Source organism: Streptomyces viridochromogenes DSM 40736, from assembly GCF_000158955.1.
Lineage (GTDB): Bacteria > Actinomycetota > Actinomycetes > Streptomycetales > Streptomycetaceae > Streptomyces > Streptomyces venetus.
This window is the reverse complement of record NZ_GG657757.1, coordinates 1582286-1601787: the sequence shown is the minus strand read 5'-3', so window position 1 is coordinate 1601787 and position 19502 is coordinate 1582286. Positions and strand designations below refer to the sequence as shown.

Here is a 19502-nt window from a genome sequence, read left to right as displayed (position 1 = left end):
ACGGCCAGGGGGCAGACTGCCGTCATGGACTGGAACCACTACCGCTTCCGCAGTCTGTGGACCCTGCCCGCCCCGCCCGCCACCGTGTACGCGGCGCTGGAAAACGCCGAGGGCTACCCCCGGTGGTGGCGCCAGGTCCGGGAGGTGACCAGGCTCGACGACACGACCGGGGTGATCCGGATCCGCTCCCTCCTGCCGTACGACATGACCTTCACCGCACGGGAGGTGCGGCGCGATCCGCAAGCCGGTGTGCTGGAACTCGCGATGTCCGGGGACATCGAGGGCTGTGCGCGCTGGACGGTCACACCGCTCGGGACGGGCACGCTCGCGCGGTACGACCAGGTCGTCGACGTCCGCAAGCCGTTGCTGCGGCGGCTCGCGGTGCCGTGCCGGCCCGTCTTCCGGGCCAATCACCGGCTGATGATGCGGGCGGGAGCGCGCGGACTGGCCAGGCACCTCGAAGCGGTTTGAAGGAAGCGTGCCGGGACCTGTATGGTTCAGTGCGTTCCCGGGCGATTAGCTCAGTGGGAGAGCGCTTCGTTCACACCGAAGAGGTCACTGGTTCGAACCCAGTATCGCCCACCGGAAACAGCCGGTCCGTCTCAGACGGACCGGTTTTTTCACACCCGGACCAGGTGCTCAGGCCGCCGCCGGCAGGTCCGGACGCAGCGGCCAGGCCGGGTCGACCGTCTCCTCCACGCCGCTGCGCGCGAACCACGCCTGGAGGCCCCGGGCCTGCGCCGCGTGCCACACCGCCTGGAGCGTGTGCAGCTCACCGGGTGCGAGCCGCTCCAGCCGGGACGCGAAACGGCGGCCCACCGCCCGGGTGACCTCCAGCGCCGCCATCGCGTCGGCCGCCGCGTCGTGCGCGCCCTCCAGGGCGACGCCGTAGTGCGCGCACAGGTCCGTCAGGGTGCGGCGGCCCTTGCGGTACCGGTCCAGATGCTTGTCCAGCACCCTCGGGTCGAGCACCCACAGCGGCGCCGACTCGAACCAGCGGCCCAGCGCCGAGGCGCGATGACGCCGCAACTCCCGGTCGAGCAGCGTCAGGTCGAACGGCGCGTTCATCACCACGACCGGGCGGCCGGCGTGGGCCTGCTCGGCCAGCGTCTCCGCTATCTCGTACACCACCGGCGCCGGCCACCGCCCGTTGCGCTGCAGGTGTTCCTCCGTCAGTCCGTGCACCGCCGTCGCCTCGGCGGGCACCGGCACCCCCGGGTTCACCAGCCAGCGGCTGACCCGCGGCCGGACGCCCGGGGCGTCCTGGACGACGACGGCGGCCGACACGATCCGGTCGGTCTCGACGTCCACGCCCGTCGTCTCCGTGTCGAAGGCGGCCAGCGGCCCCTCGTACCAGCACATCGTCATAGCCACACAACCCCTCGTTCACCTCCGGCAGTTGACGCACCATCCGCTGCCCGATTCGGTGATACCCGGGCTGTTTGCGCCGTACGCCGGAAGGAGACAACAGGAGTACGGGTCGGTGCAGTTCAGCGGCCCGCAACGGGGAAACACTTGTTCTGGAAGGCTGTTGGCCATGGCCATAGCGCAGCCCGAACGGGGCGGGCTGCTGCCCGAGCGCACGGCTTGCTCCCGCGGCACTCTCGCCACCACCGCCTGCATGGAGACACTGCAGGTCGGCTATCTGCACGCCGTCGCGGCGGCCGCCGGCTGCTCGCTGTCCCAGCCGTTCCCCGACAACGGCATCGACTGGCACGTCAGCCACAGCGCCCCCGGGCACACGGTCGACGACGAGGTCACCATCAAGGTGCAGCTCAAGGCCACCTACCAGGTGCCGCCCCACCCGCCGGGACGCACCTTCGCCTTCACCCTCGACAACGACCACCTGGCGAAACTCGCCCGCACGCCCGTCTCCGTGCACAAGATCCTGGTGGTGATGCTGGTGCCGCGCTCCCAGGACGACTGGCTGCGCGCCGGCCACGACCGGCTCGACCTCAGGCACTGCTGCTACTGGACCAACCTCGCCGGCCACCCGATCACCGGCCGCCGCCGCACCACCGTGCGGATACCGACCGCACGCATCTTCGACGACCGGGCGCTGTGCGAGATCATGACGCGGGTCGGGACGGGAGGAAAACCGTGACGCACCGCCCCACCGAGGAGCCGGTGAGGCAGGTCCGGCCGCACCCCGTCGAGACGACGAGCCGGCACGGCCGCCCGCCCGAGCCCATGGACGTCGACCCGGCCGTGCTGAGCGCCCTGCTGCGCCGGCACGGCTGGCAGCGGCGCGGCGGCGCCCCCGGGCGCTACGGCCGCTGGACCCCGCCCGGCCCCGGTGGCAGCGGCACCAGCCTCCTGGTGCCCGAGAGCCGCGCCTTCCCCGACAGCGACGACCTGCTCGGCGAGGCCCTGCTCGCCCTGTCCCGCAGCGGCTCGCCCTCCGCACGCGACGTTCTCGTCTCCCTCACCGTGTCCGGCGACGAGATCCACTGGTGGCACGACGTACCCGCCCGGGCCCGCCGGCGCGGCGGCCCTGGAATCGTCGAGGGACCGGCTGCGCACCGCCCGCCCGCCGCAATGCTGCTCGCGGCGGCCCTCGCCGCCCGCGCCGCGGGCCGGGCTACCACGGCGCCCGGGCACCGGAGCTCCGCGGGCCGCGTCCCTGGAAGAACGTCTTCGTGGGTTCCGCCACGGGAGGGCACCGCCTCACGGCCTTCGTGCCCGTCACCGGCGGCCGCACCCTGGCCGTGTGCCTCCACCAGGCGCTGTACGCCGCTCGTGAGGCCATCGACTACCGGCGCGCCACGGGCGGCATGGACGCCTTCGACGGCGCGGTCGAGGCCGGCGTGAGCCACGAGCTCACCGAGGCTCTCGTCGCCCTGGTCCGCGGTACGGAGGGCGCCCGGATCGCCGTCGAGTGGGCCCCGGCGGCCGGTGTGCCCGAGGGCTGCGCCCCCTCCGCCGAGCCCGTCGAGTTCTCACCCGGCGACCTGCCCGTGCTGCGCGAGGCGAGCGCCCGCTATCTGCGCGAGGAACCGGCCGTGCCGGTGCGGATCACCGGCTCGGTGGTGCGGATGCGCAGGTCGGGGCCGCGCGGCGAGGGCACCGTACGGCTGCGCGTGCTGGCCGGGGCCGACGTACCGAACGTCCGGGTCACCCTGGACGAGGAGGCCTACCGGATCGCCGGGCACGCCCACCTCGTCGGGCTGCCGGTGCGGGTCCAGGGCCGCCTGGAGAGCCGGGGCGGCTTCCGGCGCCTCACCGGCGCGCACGGCGTCGTACCGGTGCAGGTCGACGACGCCGAGCGGGACCGGCTGATGAAGTCGCTCCAGGAGAACGCCGGGATCGCGGCCTTCTTCGAGGAGGCCTGCGGAGGGGACGGGGAGGACTGCGGGGACTGATTTCGCGGTGGGCGGTCCGGGGTCGGTACGATCCTTACTCGTGCGCGCGCTCCGGTAAGGCGCACGCAACCCCACCTTCAGTCAGGAGAGACCGGTGTCAGACGTCCGTGTGATCATCCAGCGCGATTCCGAGCGGGAAGAACGCGTGGTGACGACGGGCACTACGGCCGCCGAGCTCTTCGCCGGCGAGCGCTCGATCATCGCCGCGCGCGTGGCCGGCGAGCTCAGGGACCTGTCGTACACCCTGGCCGAGGGCGACGAGGTCGAAGGCGTCGAGATCTCCTCCGAGGACGGCCTGAACATCCTGCGGCACTCCACCGCGCATGTCATGGCGCAGGCCGTGCAGGAGCTGTTCCCCGAGGCCAAGCTCGGCATCGGCCCGCCCGTCAAGGACGGCTTCTACTACGACTTCGACGTCGAGAAGCCGTTCACGCCCGAGGATCTCAAGGCCATCGAGAAGAAGATGCAGGAGATCCAGAAGCGCGGGCAGAAGTTCGCCCGTCGCGCCGTCACCGACGAGGCCGCCCGCGAGGAGCTCGCGAACGAGCCGTACAAGCTGGAGCTGATCGGCCTCAAGGGCTCCGCGTCCAGCGACGACGGCGCGGACGTCGAGGTCGGCGCCGGTGAGCTGACGATCTACGACAACCTCGACGCCAAGACCGGCGAGCTGTGCTGGAAGGACCTCTGCCGCGGCCCCCACCTGCCGTCGACCCGGGCCATCCCGGCGTTCAAGCTGATGCGCAACGCGGCCGCCTACTGGCGCGGCAGCGAGAAGAACCCGATGCTCCAGCGCATCTACGGCACCGCGTGGCCGACCAAGGACGAGCTGAAGCAGCACCTGGAGTTCCTCGCCGAGGCCGAGAAGCGCGACCACCGCAAGCTCGGCAGCGAGCTCGACCTGTTCTCGGTCCCCGAGCAGATCGGCTCCGGCCTCGCCGTCTTCCACCCCAAGGGCGGCATCATCCGCCGGGTCATGGAGGACTACTCGCGGCGCCGCCACGAGGAAGAGGGCTACGAGTTCGTCTACACCCCGCACGCGACGAAGGGGAAGCTCTTCGAGACCTCGGGGCACCTGGACTGGTACGCCGACGGCATGTACCCGCCCATGCAGCTCGACGAGGGCGTGGACTACTACCTCAAGCCCATGAACTGCCCGATGCACAACCTGATCTTCGACGCCCGCGGGCGCTCCTACCGTGAGCTGCCGCTGCGCCTGTTCGAGTTCGGGACGGTGTACCGGTACGAGAAGTCCGGTGTCGTGCACGGCCTGACCCGTGCCCGCGGCTTCACCCAGGACGACGCGCACATCTACTGCACCCGTGAGCAGATGGCGGAGGAGCTCGACAAGACGCTCACCTTCGTCCTCGGCCTGCTCCGCGACTACGGTCTGACCGACTTCTACCTGGAGCTGTCCACCAAGGACCCGGAGAAGTTCGTCGGCTCGGACGAGGCCTGGGAGGAGGCGACGGAGACCCTCCGCCAGGTCGCCGAGAAGCAGGGCCTGCCGCTGGTCCCGGACCCGGGTGGCGCCGCCTTCTACGGGCCGAAGATCTCCGTCCAGACCAAGGACGCCATCGGCCGTACCTGGCAGATGTCGACGATCCAGCTCGACTTCAACCTGCCGGAGCGCTTCGACCTGGAGTACACCGGCGCCGACGGCGCCAAGCAGCGCCCCGTCATGATCCACCGCGCCCTGTTCGGCTCGATCGAGCGCTTCTTCGCGGTGCTTCTGGAGCACTACGCGGGCGCCTTCCCGGCCTGGCTCGCCCCGGTCCAGGCGGTCGGCATCCCGATCGGCGACGCGCACGTCGAGTACCTGGAGAAGTTCGCGGCGGCGGCCAAGAGGAAGGGCCTGCGCGTCGAGGTCGACTCCTCCTCCGACCGGATGCAGAAGAAGATCCGCAACGCCCAGAAGCAGAAGGTGCCCTTCATGGTCATCGCGGGCGACGAGGACATGTCCCACGGCTCCGTGTCCTTCCGCTACCGGGACGGCTCGCAGGAGAACGGCATCCCGTTCGACGAGGCCATCGCGAAGATCCAGAAGGTCGTCGAGGAGCGCGCGCAGGTCTGATCACACGGCGCGAAGGCCCCCGGGGGGATCCCGGGGGCCTTTGCCGTACCCCCAGCTCGACGCCATATGCTGCACTGCATGACGAGTGAGCCGGAGCAGCAGCTGGGAGTGGGGACGCAGGACGCGTTCCAGCGCCTGTGGACGCCCCATCGGATGGCCTACATCCAGGGCGAGAACAAGCCGACCGGCCCGGGCGCGGCCGACGGCTGCCCCTTCTGCTCGATCCCGGCCAAGTCCGACGAGGACGGGCTGGTCGTCAAGCGGGGCGAGCAGGTCTACGCGGTGCTCAACCTGTACCCGTACAACGGCGGGCACCTCATGACCGTGCCCTATCGCCACGTCGCGGACTACACGGACCTCACGGCGGGGGAGACCGCCGAGCTCGGCGAACTCACCAAGCAGGCGATGACGGCCCTGCGCACGGCCTCCGGCGCGCACGGCTTCAACATCGGCATGAACCAGGGCTCGGTCGCCGGCGCGGGCATCGCGGCCCACCTGCACCAGCACATCGTGCCGCGCTGGGGCGGTGACACGAACTTCATGCCGGTGGTGGGCCACACACGCATCCTGCCCCAGCTCCTGGCGGACACCCGGAAGATGCTGGCGGAGGCCTGGCCGACGTAAGCCGCGGGCACGCGTGCCGCTGGGGCGACGGGGGTCCCCCTGCTGAGCGAAGCCGAGAGCTTGGGGGAGGGTGGGCGCGGCGGCGGTGGGCGCGGCGGCACCCCGCTGCGCCGGGTTGCGCTCCATGCCCCTCAGCTACAACCCGGAGCTTCTCAACGACTACGCGTCGTACACATCGGCCTTCTTCGGCGAAGCCTCCTGCACCGCCCCACTGAGCACCGCCGACCGCGACCCGAACTTCTCCACGTCGACCCCGTTCTCCCGCAGCACCTTCAGCGCCGCCGTGTGCACCACCCGCAGCACCGGCGTCGCGGCCCGCAACGCGTCGTCCGCCATGAACCGGTGCCGCCACGGCTGATCCGCCCACGCGTGGCGCAGACCGAACGGCTCCGGCAGCGTCAGACCACCGCCGAGCCAGTTCAGCAGCGGCGGGTACCAGGTCAGCGGGGCCCGCGCGGCCAGCCGTACCACCTCGTCGGCGTCGATCAGCGGAAGCTTCACGGTGCGGGTCTCCCAGAAGCGCAACGACTTCTGGACCGTCTTCTCCTTGGCCGCGGGCTTCTCGTTGAACAGGGCGTTGACCGGTCCCAGCGCGTGCCCCGTGACCTCGATGCGCAGGGTGTCGTGCAGCACCGTCACCGTGATCAGCATCGTGATCACCAGATGACCGTCCCAGAGGGTCCACTGCACACCGAGGTAGTGCCGGTCGCCACTGCCGAACTGCTGCTTGTTGCAGATGTCCTGGATGGCGTGCGTCCGGACCGTGTACGCGTCGACGTCCGTGCCGCCCGGCCGGGACACCTCCGTCGCCTTCTCGCCGATCGGCGTGACGATCCAGTGGGTGATGGACGGCTTGGGGAAACCTCCGGTGTTGATGGACGTGCGCTCCAGCATGCCCAGTCCGCCCTGGATCGCCACGATGACGTCCCAACTGCGGAAGGGGTGGAACTCCTTGCCGGGCTCGGCGGAGACCAGCTCCTCGGCCAGCTGCCAGCTGCCCCACCGCGTGCCCATGCCGAGTATGCCCTTGGGACCGGCGTAGAAGACGGAGTTGGAGCGCTGCTCGGCGCCGAGGCGGGCCAGTTCCTTGCGCACCTGCTCGGCCGCGTCGCCGGGATTGCCCGGGACCGCCTCGGGGATCTTGGCCCCCACACCGCCGCCCGACAGCAGACTCGACCAGCGCTCCCGCAGGTCACGGGCGGTCCGCTCGCAGATCATCTTGGCCCAGAACCAGCCGACGACCGGCATGACGACCGACGCGCGCCCGTACAGGGCCCAGAAGCCTGTGAACGGCATGCGGATCAGGAACAGCACGGCGAGCGCGCCCACCGCGACCAGCAGCGTGGTGGCGAGGGCGCCGGCGCGTTTGTCCTCGCGCTTGGCCATGGTGGTGCGCAGCGTGAACACCAGCAGCCACACGAGGAAGCCCGGCAGGAAGAGGACCCCGCAGATCACCGTGATTGCCGACAGCCAGTTGTCGCGGTCGCGGCGGATGCGGTGGGCCGCCAGGCAGTGCTCCACGACGACCTGGGGCTCGATACCGAAGGACTGGATCACCGGATTGCGCCCGGCACCCAGCATCCGGTCGATGACGGCACGGGAGAAGGCCTCGCCGAAATTGGGGCGGAAGATCCTCGCCCAGGAGCGCGGCGGTGTCACCTTCGACTGGTGCCACTCGTTGTCCGCGTTCAGGATCTTGGTGACCTCGTCGTCCCGGTACGCCGCGGCGGCCAGAGCGTAGGTCGCCGCCGTCTGGCCAGTCGCACCCGCCAAAGGCACCTGGGCCCCTGGACTGAAGTCGAATCCGTCCGTCACTGCCGCCCCCATCGCTGCCGCACCTGCATTGCGGCCTTCCCGACTTCCGCGCTCCGCACACCTGTTGATCAGGTCATCAGCGTATCGGCACGCACCGTCGTCCGTCGGCGGGCGGCCACGCAAGCCGCCCGCCGAGGCGCACAGAAGCCCTCACGGGGGCAGTCGGAGGCGCCGGGCGCCAACTATGAGGCCTTGCGCACCTCTTCACGGACCCGGTCCGCGACCTGCGGCGGCATCGGCTCGTGCCGCACGTACCGGCGGCTGAAGTGTGCCGTGCCGTGCGACAAGGACCGCAGGTCGACCGCGTACCGGCCGATCTCGATCTCGGGCACCTCCGCCCGGATCAGGGTGCGGCCGCCGGGTGTCTGCTCGGTGCCGAGCAGCCGGCCGCGCCGCCCCGACAGGTCGCTCATCACGACGCCCACGAAGTCGTCACCGATCAGCACCGACACCTCGGCCACCGGCTCCAGCAGATGGATCTTCGCGTCCGCCGCCGCCTCCCGCAGCGCGAGCGCGCCGGCCGTCTGGAACGCGGCGTCGGAGGAGTCCACCGAGTGCGCCTTGCCGTCCAGGAGGGTCACGCGCACGTCGATGAGCGGATGCCCGGCGGCGACTCCCCTGGCGGCCTGGGCCCGAACGCCCTTCTCCACCGACGGGATGAACTGCCGTGGCACCGCGCCGCCGACGACCTTGTCCACGAACTCGATGCCCGAACCGCCCGGCAGCGGCTCCACCTCGATCTCGCAGATGGCGAACTGGCCGTGCCCGCCCGACTGTTTGACATGCCGGCCGCGCCCTGCCGACTTGCTCGCGAAGGTCTCGCGCAGGGAGACCTTGTGCGGTACGACGTCGACCTGGACGCCGTACCGGCTGCGCAGCCGCTCCAGGGCGACGTCCGCGTGCGCCTCGCCGAGGCACCACAGGACGACCTGGTGGGTGTCCTGGTTCTGTTCCAGCCGCATCGTCGGGTCCTCGGCCACCAGCCGGGCCAGGCCCTGCGAGAGCTTGTCCTCGTCCGGTTTGCTGTGCGCCTGGATGGCCAGCGGCAGCAGCGGATCGGGCATCTGCCACGGCTCCATGAGCAGCGGGTCGTCCTTGGCGGACAGGGTGTCGCCGGTCTCGGCGCGGCCGAGCTTGGCCACGCACGCGAGGTCGCCCGCGATGACGTGCGACACCGGGCGCTGCTGTTTGCCGAACGGCGTGGACAGGGCGCCGATGCGCTCGTCGACGTCGTGGTCCTCGTGCCCGCGGTCGGCCAGCCCGTGCCCGGAGACGTGGACGGTCTGGTCGGCGCGCAGGGTGCCGGAGAACAGACGGATCAGCGACAGCCGGCCGACGTACGGGTCGGAGGACGTCTTCACGACCTCCGCGACCAGCGGCGCGTCCGGATCGCACGGCTTGAGCTCGCGCGGCTTGCCGTCGATGGTGGTCACACGCACCGTCTCGTGCTCCAGCGGCGTCGGGAAACCGCGGGTGACGAGCTCCAGCAGCTCCACCGTGCCGAGTCCCTGCCGGGAACCCTCGGCGGCGGGGGCGGCGGCCAGAACGGGGAAGAAGACACCCCGTGCGACGGCCCGCTCCAGATCCTCGATCAGGGTCCCGACGTCGACCGGCTCGCCGCCGAGGTAGCGGTCCATGAGGGTCTCGTCCTCGCTCTCCGAGATGATCCCCTCGATCAGCCGGTTGCGGGCCTCCTCGATCAGCGGCAGCTGGTCCTCGCCCGGCTCGGACTCCTTGCGCTCGCCGGTCGAGTAGTCGAACAGCTTCTGCGACAGCAGCCCGATCAGGCCGGTCACGGGCGCGTGCCCGTCCGGTGCCTGGGGGCCGCGCAGGGGCAGGTAGAGCGGCAGGACCGCGTCGGGGTCGTCCGCGCCGAAGGCCTCCGCGCAGGTCCGCGTCATCCCCTCGAAGTCGGAGCGCGCCGCCTCCAGGTGTGTGATGACGATGGCGCGTGGCATGCCCACGGCCGCGCACTCCTCCCACACCATGCGGGTCGAGCCGTCCACGCCGTCCGAGGCCGAGACGACGAAGAGGGCCGCGTCCGCCGCCCGCAGACCGGCCCTGAGCTCGCCGACGAAGTCGGCGTATCCGGGGGTGTCGAGAAGGTTGATCTTGATGCCGTCCCACTCGACGGGCACCAGGGAGAGCTGCACCGAGCGCTGCTGCCGGTGCTCGATGTCGTCGTAGTCGGAGACGGTGCCGCCGTCCTCCACCCGGCCCGCCCGGTTCACCGCCCCCGCCGTGAGCGCGAGGGCTTCCACCAACGTGGTCTTGCCCGATCCGGAGTGGCCGACCAGCACCACATTCCGTACGGACTGGGGGTGGTCGGCCGCCTGCGCCCTGCCGGCGGCCCCAGGGTGTGTCTGTGCCTTGTCGCCCATGATCCTGCCTCCCGTGCACGGTGAGGTCACTGTGGGCGCGGACACGCGGGATCCGCGTGCGGTGCGGCTCCGGCGACGCCCGCGGTTATTCGAGCTTTCCACTCCTGTCACGGTGCGTCCATACGAACGACGTGATCGCGCCCCGCGCCGGGCCCCGCCCCGCGCTCCGCCGAGCCGTGACACGGGCCTCGGGTCCCGGCCGTCGCCCGCACGCCCGCGTGGCTACGATGGGCCAGCCGGTGGCCAGCAGGGGCCAGACGGCGACACCGACCCTCGGGAAGGCCATGCTGAACAAGTACGCGCGTGCATTCTTCACGCGTGTCCTCACACCGTTCGCCGCGTTTCTGATCCGGCGGGGCGTCAGCCCCGACACCGTCACGCTCATCGGCACCGCCGGTGTGGTCGCGGGCGCGCTGGTCTTCTACCCCATGGGCGAGTTCTTCTGGGGCACGGTCGTGATCACGCTCTTCGTGTTCTCCGACCTCGTCGACGGCAACATGGCCCGTCAGCTCGGCCGCTCCAGCCGCTGGGGCGCCTTCCTGGACTCCACGCTCGACCGGGTCGCCGACGGCGCGATCTTCGGCGGCTTCATCCTCTGGTACGCCGGTGGGGGCGACGACCTCGTCCTGTGCGCCGTCTCGATCTTCTGCCTGGCCAGCGGCCAGGTCGTGTCGTACACCAAGGCCCGCGGCGAGTCGATCGGCCTGCCGGTCGCCGTCAACGGGCTCGTCGAGCGGGCCGAGCGGCTGGTGATCTCGCTGGTCGCGGCCGGGCTCGCGGGCCTGCACAAGTTCGGTGTACCCGGCATCCAGTACCTGCTTCCGGTCGCCCTGTGGATCGTCGCCGTGGGCAGCCTCGTCACCCTGATCCAGCGGGTCGTCACGGTCCGCCGGGAGTCCGCCGAGGCCGAGGAGGCCGAGGCCGCGCAGGACAATGAGGGCAAGCAGCACAACGCCTCTCACGGGAGCGAGGCGGCCAAGTGAGCGCACAGGACCGGCTGACGGACGCGCTGTACGGCCTCGGCTGGGGCACCGTCAAGAAGCTCCCCGAGCCGGTCGCCGTACGGCTCGGAGACACCATCGCCGATCTCGCCTGGAAGCAGCGCGGCAAGGGCGTGCGGCGGCTGGAGAGCAACTACGCGCGCGTGGTGCCCGGCGCGAGCCCCGAGCGCCTCGCCGAGCTCTCGCGCGCGGGCATGCGGTCGTACCTGCGCTACTGGATGGAATCGTTCCGGCTGCCCGCCTGGAGCAAGGAGCGCATCCGGGACGGCTTCGACCCCAAGGACCTGCACCACCTCACCGAGGGCATGGCGGCGGGGCGGGGCGTCATACTCGCCCTGCCCCACCTGGCCAACTGGGACCTCGCCGGCGCCTGGGTCACCACCAAGCTGGGCATCCCGTTCACCACGGTCGCCGAGCGCCTGAAGCCCGAGACGCTGTACGACCGGTTCGTCGCCTACCGCGAGGGACTCGGCATGGAGGTCCTGCCGCACAGCGGCGGCACCGCCTTCGGCACCCTGGCCCGGCGGCTGCGCGACGGCGGCCTGGTCTGCCTGGTCGCCGACCGCGACCTGTCCGCCTCCGGCGTCGAGGTCGGCTTCTTCGGCGACACGGCCCGGATGCCGGCCGGACCGGCCCTGCTCGCCCAGCAGACGGACGCGCTGCTGCTGCCCGTCACGCTCTGGTACGACGACTCGCCCGTGATGCGGGGCCGCGTCCATCCGCCCGTCGAGGTGCCCGAGTCAGGCACGCGCGCCGAGAAGACGTCTGTCATGACACAGGCGCTGGCCGACGCCTTCGCCACGGGGATCGCCGACCATCCGGAGGACTGGCACATGCTGCAGCGCTTGTGGCTCGCGGACCTCGACCCTGCGAAGGGGACCTCGTGAGGATCGGCATCGTCTGCCCGTACTCCTGGGACGTACCGGGTGGCGTCCAGTTCCACATCCGTGACCTCGCCGAGTACTTCATCCGCCTCGGTCACGACGTGTCCGTCCTCGCCCCGGCCGACGACGACACCCCCCTCCCGCCGTACGTCGTCTCGGCCGGACGCGCGGTGCCGGTGCCGTACAACGGCTCGGTGGCCCGGCTGAACTTCGGCTTCCTCAGCGCCGCCCGGGTACGCCGCTGGCTGCACGACGGCGCGTTCGACGTGATCCACATCCACGAGCCGACCTCGCCGTCGCTCGGCCTGCTGACCTGCTGGGCGGCCCAGGGCCCGATCGTGGCCACGTTCCACACCTCCAACCCTCGCTCGCGGGCGATGATCGCCGCGTACGCGATCCTCCAGGCCGCGCTGGAGAAGATCAGCGCGCGGATCGCGGTGAGCGAGTACGCCCGCCGCACGCTCGTGGAGCACCTCGGCGGGGACGCGGTGGTGATCCCGAACGGTGTCGACGTCGACTTCTTCGCCGGGGCCGAGCCCAAGGCCGAGTGGCAGGGCGAGACGATCGGCTTCATAGGGCGCATCGACGAGCCCCGCAAGGGCCTGCCGGTGCTGATGAGGGCCCTGCCGAAGATCCTCGCCGCGCGCCCGAAGGCCCGGTTGCTGGTCGCCGGACGCGGCGACGAGGAGGAGGCGGTGGAGACGCTCCCGGCCGAGCTGCGCTCCCGCGTGGAGTTCCTCGGCATGGTCAGCGACGAGGACAAGGCCCGCTTTCTGCGCAGCGTCGACCTGTACGTCGCGCCCAACACCGGCGGGGAGAGCTTCGGCATCATCCTGGTCGAGGCCATGTCCGCCGGGGCCCCCGTCCTCGCCTCCGACCTGGACGCCTTCGCGCAGGTCCTGGACCGGGGCGAGGCCGGCGAGCTGTTCCCCAACGAGGACGCCGACGCCCTGGCCGACGCGGCCGTGCGGCTGCTGGGGGACCCGGTGCGCCGCGCGGAACTGCGCGAGCGGGGCAGCGCCCACGTCCGGCGCTTCGACTGGTCGACCGTCGGTGCGGACATCCTGTCCGTGTACGAGACGGTGACGGCGGGGGCGGCGGCGGTCGCCGAGGACGAACGGGCGACGGGGCTGCGGGCCAGACTGGGGCTCGCCCGGGACTGACGCCGGGCCGCGGGTGCATTTTCGAGCCACTTCGAACAGAGAGCCTGACGGTCGCACAGGGAGCCTGACGGTCGTCCGTCGGCGCGGGACGGGGCGGGGTGCACGGACGGACCGGCCCTGACGCTAGCCTTGCCGCCCGTGACCACCACTCTCATCTGGATCGCCGTGGCCCTGGTGGCGATCGGGCTCTACCTGAGCTGGACCGCCGGGCGCCTCGACCGCCTCCACGCCCGGATCGACGCCGCCCGGGCCGCCCTGGACGCGCAGTTGCTGCGCCGGGCCTCGGTGGCGCAGGAACTGGCCACGTCCGGGGTCCTGGATCCGGCCGCCTCGATCGTCCTGTACGAGGCCGCCCACGCCGCCCGGCAGGCCGAGGAGGAGCAGCGGGAGGTCTCGGAGAGCGAGCTGAGCCAGGCGCTGCGCGCCGTGTTCGCCGAGCCCGCGCAGGTGGAGGCGGTACGCGAGGCGCCCGGGGGAGAGGAGGCGGCCCGGGAGCTCACCGAGGCCGTCCGCAGGGTGCCGATGGCCCGGCGCTTCCACAACGACGCCGTACGCGCGGCCCGAGCCCTGCGCCGGCACCGCAAGGTGCGCTGGTTCCGCCTGGCCGGTCACGCCCCGTTCCCGATGGCCTTCGAAATGGACGACGAGCCTCCGGCGGCTCTGGTCGACCGGGCGGCCTAGACGTTTCTGCTTGCCCGCAGGGTTAAAGAATCGGCTTGTTTCTGCTCATCCCAAACCGCCCTCATTCGGTGCGGCACAAAATCATTGCGTGCCTCGGTGAGAGTGGGTTAACGTCTTGGCGGCCAGCCTGACCAGCATGGCCGGGCAGCGTGCCGGAGGGGACCAAAAGGAGCAGTGATGCTCCGACGGACCGGGCGCTCCCTAGGTGCTCTTATTTGTGCGGGGGAACTCAAAATGCGGACGTCTGTACTGCTGCGCCACCGAGTGCGTCTTGGGCCCGTGGCGCGATAGACATGTGTCTTTCCATGTGACGCTTCGGCGATTTTCGGGCCGGCCGATTTCTCGGCACTTCGTGTCTTCGGTTTCTTGAGGCCGCCGCCTGATTCAGGGTTTTCGACTTCGCGTCCGCGTATCACTGAACGACGGCGTACCCGTTGTCCGCCTGCGCCTGCTTCGCCATGTCTGCCGGCCGCTCACCGAGCGTCGGCAGCCGCATACCCCTGCCCCGCCCTGCTCATCTGACGGGCTGCCCTACGTGGCGGCAGAAAGGTTCCTTTACATCCATGAACAGCAAGCACATCGCTCCCGCACGTGTGGGGCGGATCATGACGCGCGGCCTCGTGACCGCAACCGCTCTCGCGGCCGTGACCGGCACCGTCGCGCCCGGAGCATTCGCCGACAGCGCTCCCGACGTCCCGGCATCGGACGCCGTGGCCCGCGTGGCGGGCATCGGGACGACCGACGCCCAGCGTGTCGAGGCCGCGGCCGTGGTCCGTCTCGACCCGACCGCCGAGGTGCTCCTGCTCAGCGACTACGACTTCATCCACGCTCTGTGGCAGAAGGCCAGCGACGCGGGCGAGAAGCTGGACACGGTGCGCACCGCCGCCGAGCAGGCGATGGCCAGCACGGCCGACGAGGACCACGTGAACTTCATCGTGACCGGCGTGCACGAGGCGTACCGGCTCGACCAGCAGCGGGAGCGGGAGAAGGCCGAGGCCGAGCGGGCGGCCCGGCTGGCCAAGTCCCAGGTCCTGCTCACCATCGGCATCCCCAGCACCCCCGAACTGCTGGCCCTCAGCGACGACAACTTCATCCGGGCCGTCGCCAGGCACGAGGCGTCCGGTCCCGAGGTGCGGGCCGCGGCACTGCAGGCGCTGGCCGGTGAGCCGGCGGACTGGCACGAGTTCATCGTCAACGGCGCCCGCGAGGCGCACAAGCGGGACGTGGCCAAGGAACTCGAGGACCTCGCCGAGAAGGACCGCCTGGAGGCCGAGCGCCGCAAGGAGATCGCCGCGCGCAAGAACGCCGCGGCCCTGTTCCGTATCACTCCCTCCGAGGCCATGCTCGGGCTGAGCGACGACAACTTCATCCGCGAGCTGCTGCGCCTGGCCGCCGCCGACCTGCACGGCACCGAGCTGTATGCCGAGGGGCAGCGGGCCACCCTCAGCTCCGACCCGGCCGTGTGGAAGGCGTACATCCACACCGGCGCGGACGCCGCGTACAAGCGCGACGACGAGAACCGGCGCAAGAAGCTCGCCGAGGCGAACCGCAAGCTCGCCCTCCAGATACAGGCCGCCGCCGAGAACGGCGGAGTCAACCCCAACCTCGTCGCCGCGGCCAAGAAGGCCCTGGCCGGCAGCGACGACGATGTCGCCGTCTTTTTGAAGGCGGACACCCAGTACCGGCTCAAGCGCCAGTCCCTCAGGGCGTGGGGAGGCGGTGAGTACGCGCGCCAGTCCGGCGCGGACCGTGGGAAGGTCGTCCTCAACGACACACTCAAGAGCACCAGTGCACCGGCCGACCGCGAGGACGCCACCTGGGTCGTCGTGCCCTCCCTCGCGAGCCGGCCCGGCTGCTACTCCTTCGAGTCCGTGCGCAAGCCCGGCTACTACATCAGGAGCGGCAAGGCCGAGAAGAACGGGCTGCGCGTGGAGATCGCCGCGGACGACCGGAGCGCCACCTTCCGGAAGAGTGCCACGTGGTGCACCAAGCCGTTCCCTCCGCGGCCACTGCCCACCCCGCTCAACGGCATGTCCTTCTCGCAGGCCGCCGGTAGCGGCGTGAGCTGGCTCGCTCCCACGACGACCGAGGTCTACGCCCGATCCGAATTCTCCTTCCCCCTGCCCGGCGGGAAGCCGGGCGAAGCCCAGCCGGTACGCCCGGCGGCCTGGCGTATCAGCGCACCGCTGGCGCCCTGACGAGACACCGGCCCAGGGGAGAGAGCAGCAGTGGTGGCAGATTCCGCCGGTCACGGCGTGAGACGTCAGAGATGGGCCGTGTCCGCGCTGGTGGCCGGGGCGCTGGCCGGGGGCGGTGTGCTTCTGCCCGCGGCGCCCGCCCGTGCGTACACCGCCGTGCGGGCCGCGGACCCGGCCGACGCGTCGTCGCTGGTGGCCGCCGCAGCGGCGGACGAGGCGCGGGCGCGTGTGCTGCGGCTGGCCAAGTCGGGCCTGCCCGCGGAGATCCGCACCTCGGCATGGAACGCGCTGCGCAGTACGCGCGGCGATGCGGCCATCGCCGAGTGGCTGGCCCCCGGGGGCGGCTACGACGCGGCGAAGCAGCGCCTGCGTGACGCGCGGTCCCGCAACCGGGCGTTCTGCGAGCGGGTGGTGAGCACGCATCCGGTGGGGTTCTCCCCGCAGGTGCGATCGGCCGCCGAGCGGGCGCTGAAGGGCACCGACGCCGATCGGGCCGCGTTCGTGAAGACCGGCTACGCCGAGGCCCAGCAGGCTGACCGTGTGCTGCGGGAGGCTGACGCGCAGCGGCGTCTGGAGGTGGCCGAGAAGGACCGTGCCTTCGTGCGAGTGGTCGCGGAGAGCGATCCGGGCGAGCAGGTGCGGGTGGCGGCGCAGTGGGCGCTGCGGTCCGGCTCCACGGACGCGGACGTCGCGGAGTTCTTCGGCTACGGCTGGGCGACGGGTGCGGCGCTGGACGTGGAGGCGTACCGGCTTCGGGTGGCGGACGGGGAGGTGCGGCGCCAGCACGTGCTGTCGTCGCTGATCGCCCAGGCGGTGGCCGCCGAGGAGGCGTTGAAGTCGTCGGCCGACGCCGCGAAGGCACGTGCCGAGGCCGAGCTGGCCTGGCGGGCGGTCGCCGATCACGCGGACGGCGCGCAGACGGCCTGGCTGGCCGAGCAGGAGGCGGCCAGGACACAGGCGGAGAGCTGGCAGAACATCGCCCGGCTGTCCAAGGAGAGCGCGGACGCCATCTGGGAGAAGATCGCCGCGCCGGCCGAGGCCCGGCAGGGCGACTGGGCCGCGGAGCAGACGGAGGCCGCCCGGACGGCCGCCTTCTGGAAGGACATGGCGGACCGGGCCCGCGACAGCGAGAACCGCGTCAAGGGCTGACGCCGCCGGCCCGGCGAACACCGTGCCGGGCCGGCCCACCGGGCCCTCGGCCGCACGGCAGCCCCGTAACGCTGCCGGCTTCGCGGCCGAGGCCCCGATCACCCCTGCCCGCGTATCGAGGGCAGGGGCTTGCTTTTGCCGAATTCCTTTGGCCTGTCCCCTTATTGAAGGAGTTCCCATGAGAAAGAGATTCCGGCCGAGATCCGGAAGATTACGCCGGCGCGTGCCCGGCATGATGGGCAAGGCGGTGTCCACCGTCATGGCGCTGGCCGTCCTCGGCACTGTGACCGGGGAAGCCGGAGCCGTCACACAGGAGAAGCCGGGCAGCGTCGAACTGACCCGGATTGTGGCCGGATTACCGAAGGCGGCGACCGGCCCGGCGCGGCCCCATTCCGCGCTGGACGAGATCAGCGCGGACCGCGACCGGCAATTGGTGGAGGACTTCGCGGAGTTCGACGAGGAGGAGGAAGTCCGCGAGGCCGCCAGGAAGGCGTTGGAGAGCACGGATCCGAACGCGATCCGGGACTTCCTTGAGCGGGGAGAAGCCGAGGCGCGGCAGCGCGCCAAGGACAAGAGGGACGCGGCCGATGTCGCCAACCGCCGTCAGATCGAGGCGATGCGCGGCACGGGCGGCCCGTTCTTCAACGCGGAGGTCGAGCGGGTCCTGAAGGGCACGGCCCGCGACCGCGCCGACTTCCTGGCCTTCGGCGCCGAGATCGCGCGGCAGCGGGACAAGGCGACGGAGCAGAACGACAAGGAACGCGCGGCGGAGAACCGCAAGCGGGTCGAGATGCTCGTCGCGGTCGGCGGCCCGGCGGTGAAGAGTGCCGCGCAGGCCGCCTTGGCCACGGGCGACGACAAGGTGATCGCCGAGTTCCTGGAGAAGGGCTATCTGGTCGCCGCGCAGAAGGACGCGGACGACCGGGCCGCGCACGAGAAGGCGCAGAAGGAGGCGCTGGAGGCGGCGGAGCGGCTGCGCGAGCTGGCGGAGAAGGCGGCCACGGCCGCCGGTGCCCGTACCAAGCTGATCGCCGCGCACGGCAACGCGGTCAAGGCGCTCAAGACCGCGTCGAACGCGATGAGCGCGGCGGGCGCGCAGTCCCGCGAGGCCGACCGGATGCTCGCCGCCGACCGGGCCGGCAAGCGCCTGTCCGACTACGGGCCCGTCAAGACCGAGATCGCCCGGCAGGTCGGTATCGCCGAGGACGCGGCCAAGCAGGCGCAGGTGGCGGCGGGCCAGGCCAAGGTGCAGGCCGATGTCCTGGTCGAGACGGGGCTCACCCACGGCGTCCAGTGGTCGGAGGTCGCCTCCGGTATCGCGGGTGCGGCGGACGCGGCGGCCAAGGCGGCGGCCACCGCGCAACATGCGGTGGACGCGTCGGCCGCCGACGCCGCCGGGCTGAACTCCAAGAATCAGGCCGAACTGCACGCGCGGCAGGCCGCCAAGTGGCGGGAGAACGCCGAGGAGCACGCGAAGGCGGCGGCCCGGCTCGCCGAGGCGGCGGCCAAGCAGGCGAAGATCGCGGCGGACGCGGCGGCCAAGTCCCGCCAGGCGAGGATCGATGCCGAGCAGGCCGAGAAGCAGGCGTGGGAGCACGCCCAGAAGACGCGCGCCGCGCGGGTCGAGGCGCAGCGCCAGGCCAAGATCGCGGCCGAGCAGCGGCAGATCGCCGAACGCGAGCGCGACCTGGCGGCGGCCGCACGGGCGCGTGCCGAACGGGAACGCGACGTGGCCGCTCAGGCACGGGCGCGTGCCGAGGCCGAAGCACGGACCGCCTCGGCCAAGCGGGCCGACGCACAGGCCGCCGCGGCCGAAGCTGCGGAGAAGCGGGCCACCGCGCAGACCCAGGAGGGCATCGCCGCCAAGGCCGACGAACTGGCCAGAGGCGAGGAGACCAAGGCCCGCAACGCCCGGAACAAGGCGGTGGAGGCCGAACGCGTCCACAAGGCGGAGGAGTCCCGGGCCAGGGCGACCGAAGCACTGGCCGCCAAGGCGAAGGGCACCGAGCACGCCGAGACCGCGCGTACGGCCGCCACCGAGGCACGGTCCGCCGCGGACGCGGCCGGCACAGCCGCCGGCACGGCCCGTGGCGCAGCCGATCAGGCGTCCTCGGCGGCGGTGCGTTCGCGTTCCGCGGCCATCGAGGCCGCTGGTGCGGCCGCGCGGGCGCGG

The 19502-nt window shown here is 71.6% G+C and carries 13 protein-coding genes, 1 tRNA gene and 2 pseudogenes; 13 read left to right on the top strand and 3 right to left on the bottom strand.

Going from position 1 to position 19502, the window contains the following annotated elements; translation table 11 throughout:
- The first annotated feature begins 24 nt into the window (after positions 1–24).
- On the top strand, positions 25–471 hold the full coding sequence (locus tag SSQG_RS06880) for an SRPBCC family protein (RefSeq protein ID WP_003989005.1): 447 nt from the start codon (positions 25–27) through the stop codon (positions 469–471).
- A gap of 39 nt (positions 472–510) precedes the next feature.
- A tRNA-Val gene (locus SSQG_RS06875) sits at positions 511–582 on the top strand.
- A 57-nt stretch (positions 583–639) separates the two neighbouring features.
- Here SSQG_RS06875 and SSQG_RS06870 read toward each other — a convergent pair.
- A complete protein-coding gene (locus SSQG_RS06870; RefSeq protein ID WP_003989004.1) occupies positions 640–1368 on the bottom strand; it encodes a 3'-5' exonuclease in 729 nt (242 codons plus the stop codon).
- Positions 1369–1537: 169 nt separating this feature from the next.
- On the opposite strand from SSQG_RS06870, the gene SSQG_RS06865 reads away from it, so the two are divergent.
- From SSQG_RS06865 to SSQG_RS06850, 4 genes and pseudogenes are all read left to right on the top strand, one after another.
- A complete protein-coding gene (locus SSQG_RS06865) occupies positions 1538–2104 on the top strand; it encodes a DUF4365 domain-containing protein (protein WP_003989003.1) in 567 nt (188 codons plus the stop codon).
- A pseudogene (locus SSQG_RS06860) lies at positions 2101–3362 on the top strand (hypothetical protein). The gene SSQG_RS06865 and the pseudogene SSQG_RS06860 overlap by 4 nt, the downstream one beginning before the upstream one ends.
- A 94-nt stretch (positions 3363–3456) precedes the next feature.
- Positions 3457–5433 carry a threonine--tRNA ligase gene (thrS, locus tag SSQG_RS06855; protein ID WP_003989001.1) on the top strand — a complete coding sequence of 659 codons (1977 nt, stop codon included), beginning with the start codon at positions 3457–3459 and terminating at the stop codon, positions 5431–5433.
- 66 nt (positions 5434–5499) lie between these two features.
- The gene (locus tag SSQG_RS06850; protein WP_003989000.1) at positions 5500–6057 is read left to right on the top strand and encodes an HIT family protein; all 558 of its coding nucleotides are present in this window, start codon (positions 5500–5502) and stop codon (positions 6055–6057) included.
- A 159-nt stretch (positions 6058–6216) separates the two neighbouring features.
- Here SSQG_RS06850 and SSQG_RS06845 read toward each other — a convergent pair whose 3' ends face one another.
- Together SSQG_RS06845 and SSQG_RS06840 are read right to left on the bottom strand one after the other, a co-directional pair.
- A complete protein-coding gene (locus tag SSQG_RS06845; protein ID WP_039932078.1) occupies positions 6217–7884 on the bottom strand; it encodes a hypothetical protein in 1668 nt (555 codons plus the stop codon).
- A gap of 170 nt (positions 7885–8054) precedes the next feature.
- Positions 8055–10253: an elongation factor G-like protein EF-G2 gene (locus SSQG_RS06840; protein ID WP_003988998.1), complete on the bottom strand. Its 2199-nt coding sequence runs from the start codon at positions 10251–10253 to the stop codon at positions 8055–8057.
- Positions 10254–10480: 227 nt separating this feature from the next.
- Between SSQG_RS06840 and pgsA the strand changes: the two genes are divergently transcribed.
- The 7 genes and pseudogenes from pgsA to SSQG_RS38500 form a co-directional block, all read left to right on the top strand.
- Complete coding sequence (gene pgsA, locus SSQG_RS06835; protein ID WP_039932077.1) at positions 10481–11236, top strand: phosphatidylinositol phosphate synthase; 756 nt, start codon at positions 10481–10483, stop codon at positions 11234–11236.
- Positions 11233–12141, top strand: a complete 909-nt coding sequence (locus SSQG_RS06830) for a phosphatidylinositol mannoside acyltransferase (protein ID WP_003988996.1) — start codon at positions 11233–11235, stop codon at positions 12139–12141. Before pgsA ends, SSQG_RS06830 begins: the two co-directional genes overlap by 4 nt.
- Entirely contained in the window at positions 12138–13301 is a 1164-nt protein-coding gene (locus SSQG_RS06825; RefSeq protein ID WP_003988995.1) for a glycosyltransferase family 4 protein, read from the top strand. The genes SSQG_RS06830 and SSQG_RS06825 overlap by 4 nt, the downstream gene beginning before the upstream one ends.
- A gap of 138 nt (positions 13302–13439) precedes the next feature.
- Positions 13440–13982: a membrane protein gene (locus SSQG_RS06820; RefSeq protein WP_003988994.1), complete on the top strand. Its 543-nt coding sequence runs from the start codon at positions 13440–13442 to the stop codon at positions 13980–13982.
- A 563-nt stretch (positions 13983–14545) separates the two neighbouring features.
- The gene (locus SSQG_RS06815; protein ID WP_106434148.1) at positions 14546–16180 is read left to right on the top strand and encodes an AbfB domain-containing protein; all 1635 of its coding nucleotides are present in this window, start codon (positions 14546–14548) and stop codon (positions 16178–16180) included.
- Between the two features lie 57 nt (positions 16181–16237).
- Positions 16238–17329 carry a hypothetical protein gene (locus tag SSQG_RS06810; protein WP_039934841.1) on the top strand — a complete coding sequence of 364 codons (1092 nt, stop codon included), beginning with the start codon at positions 16238–16240 and terminating at the stop codon, positions 17327–17329.
- A gap of 232 nt (positions 17330–17561) precedes the next feature.
- Positions 17562–19502: pseudogene (locus tag SSQG_RS38500) on the top strand (hypothetical protein); the annotation flags it as partial.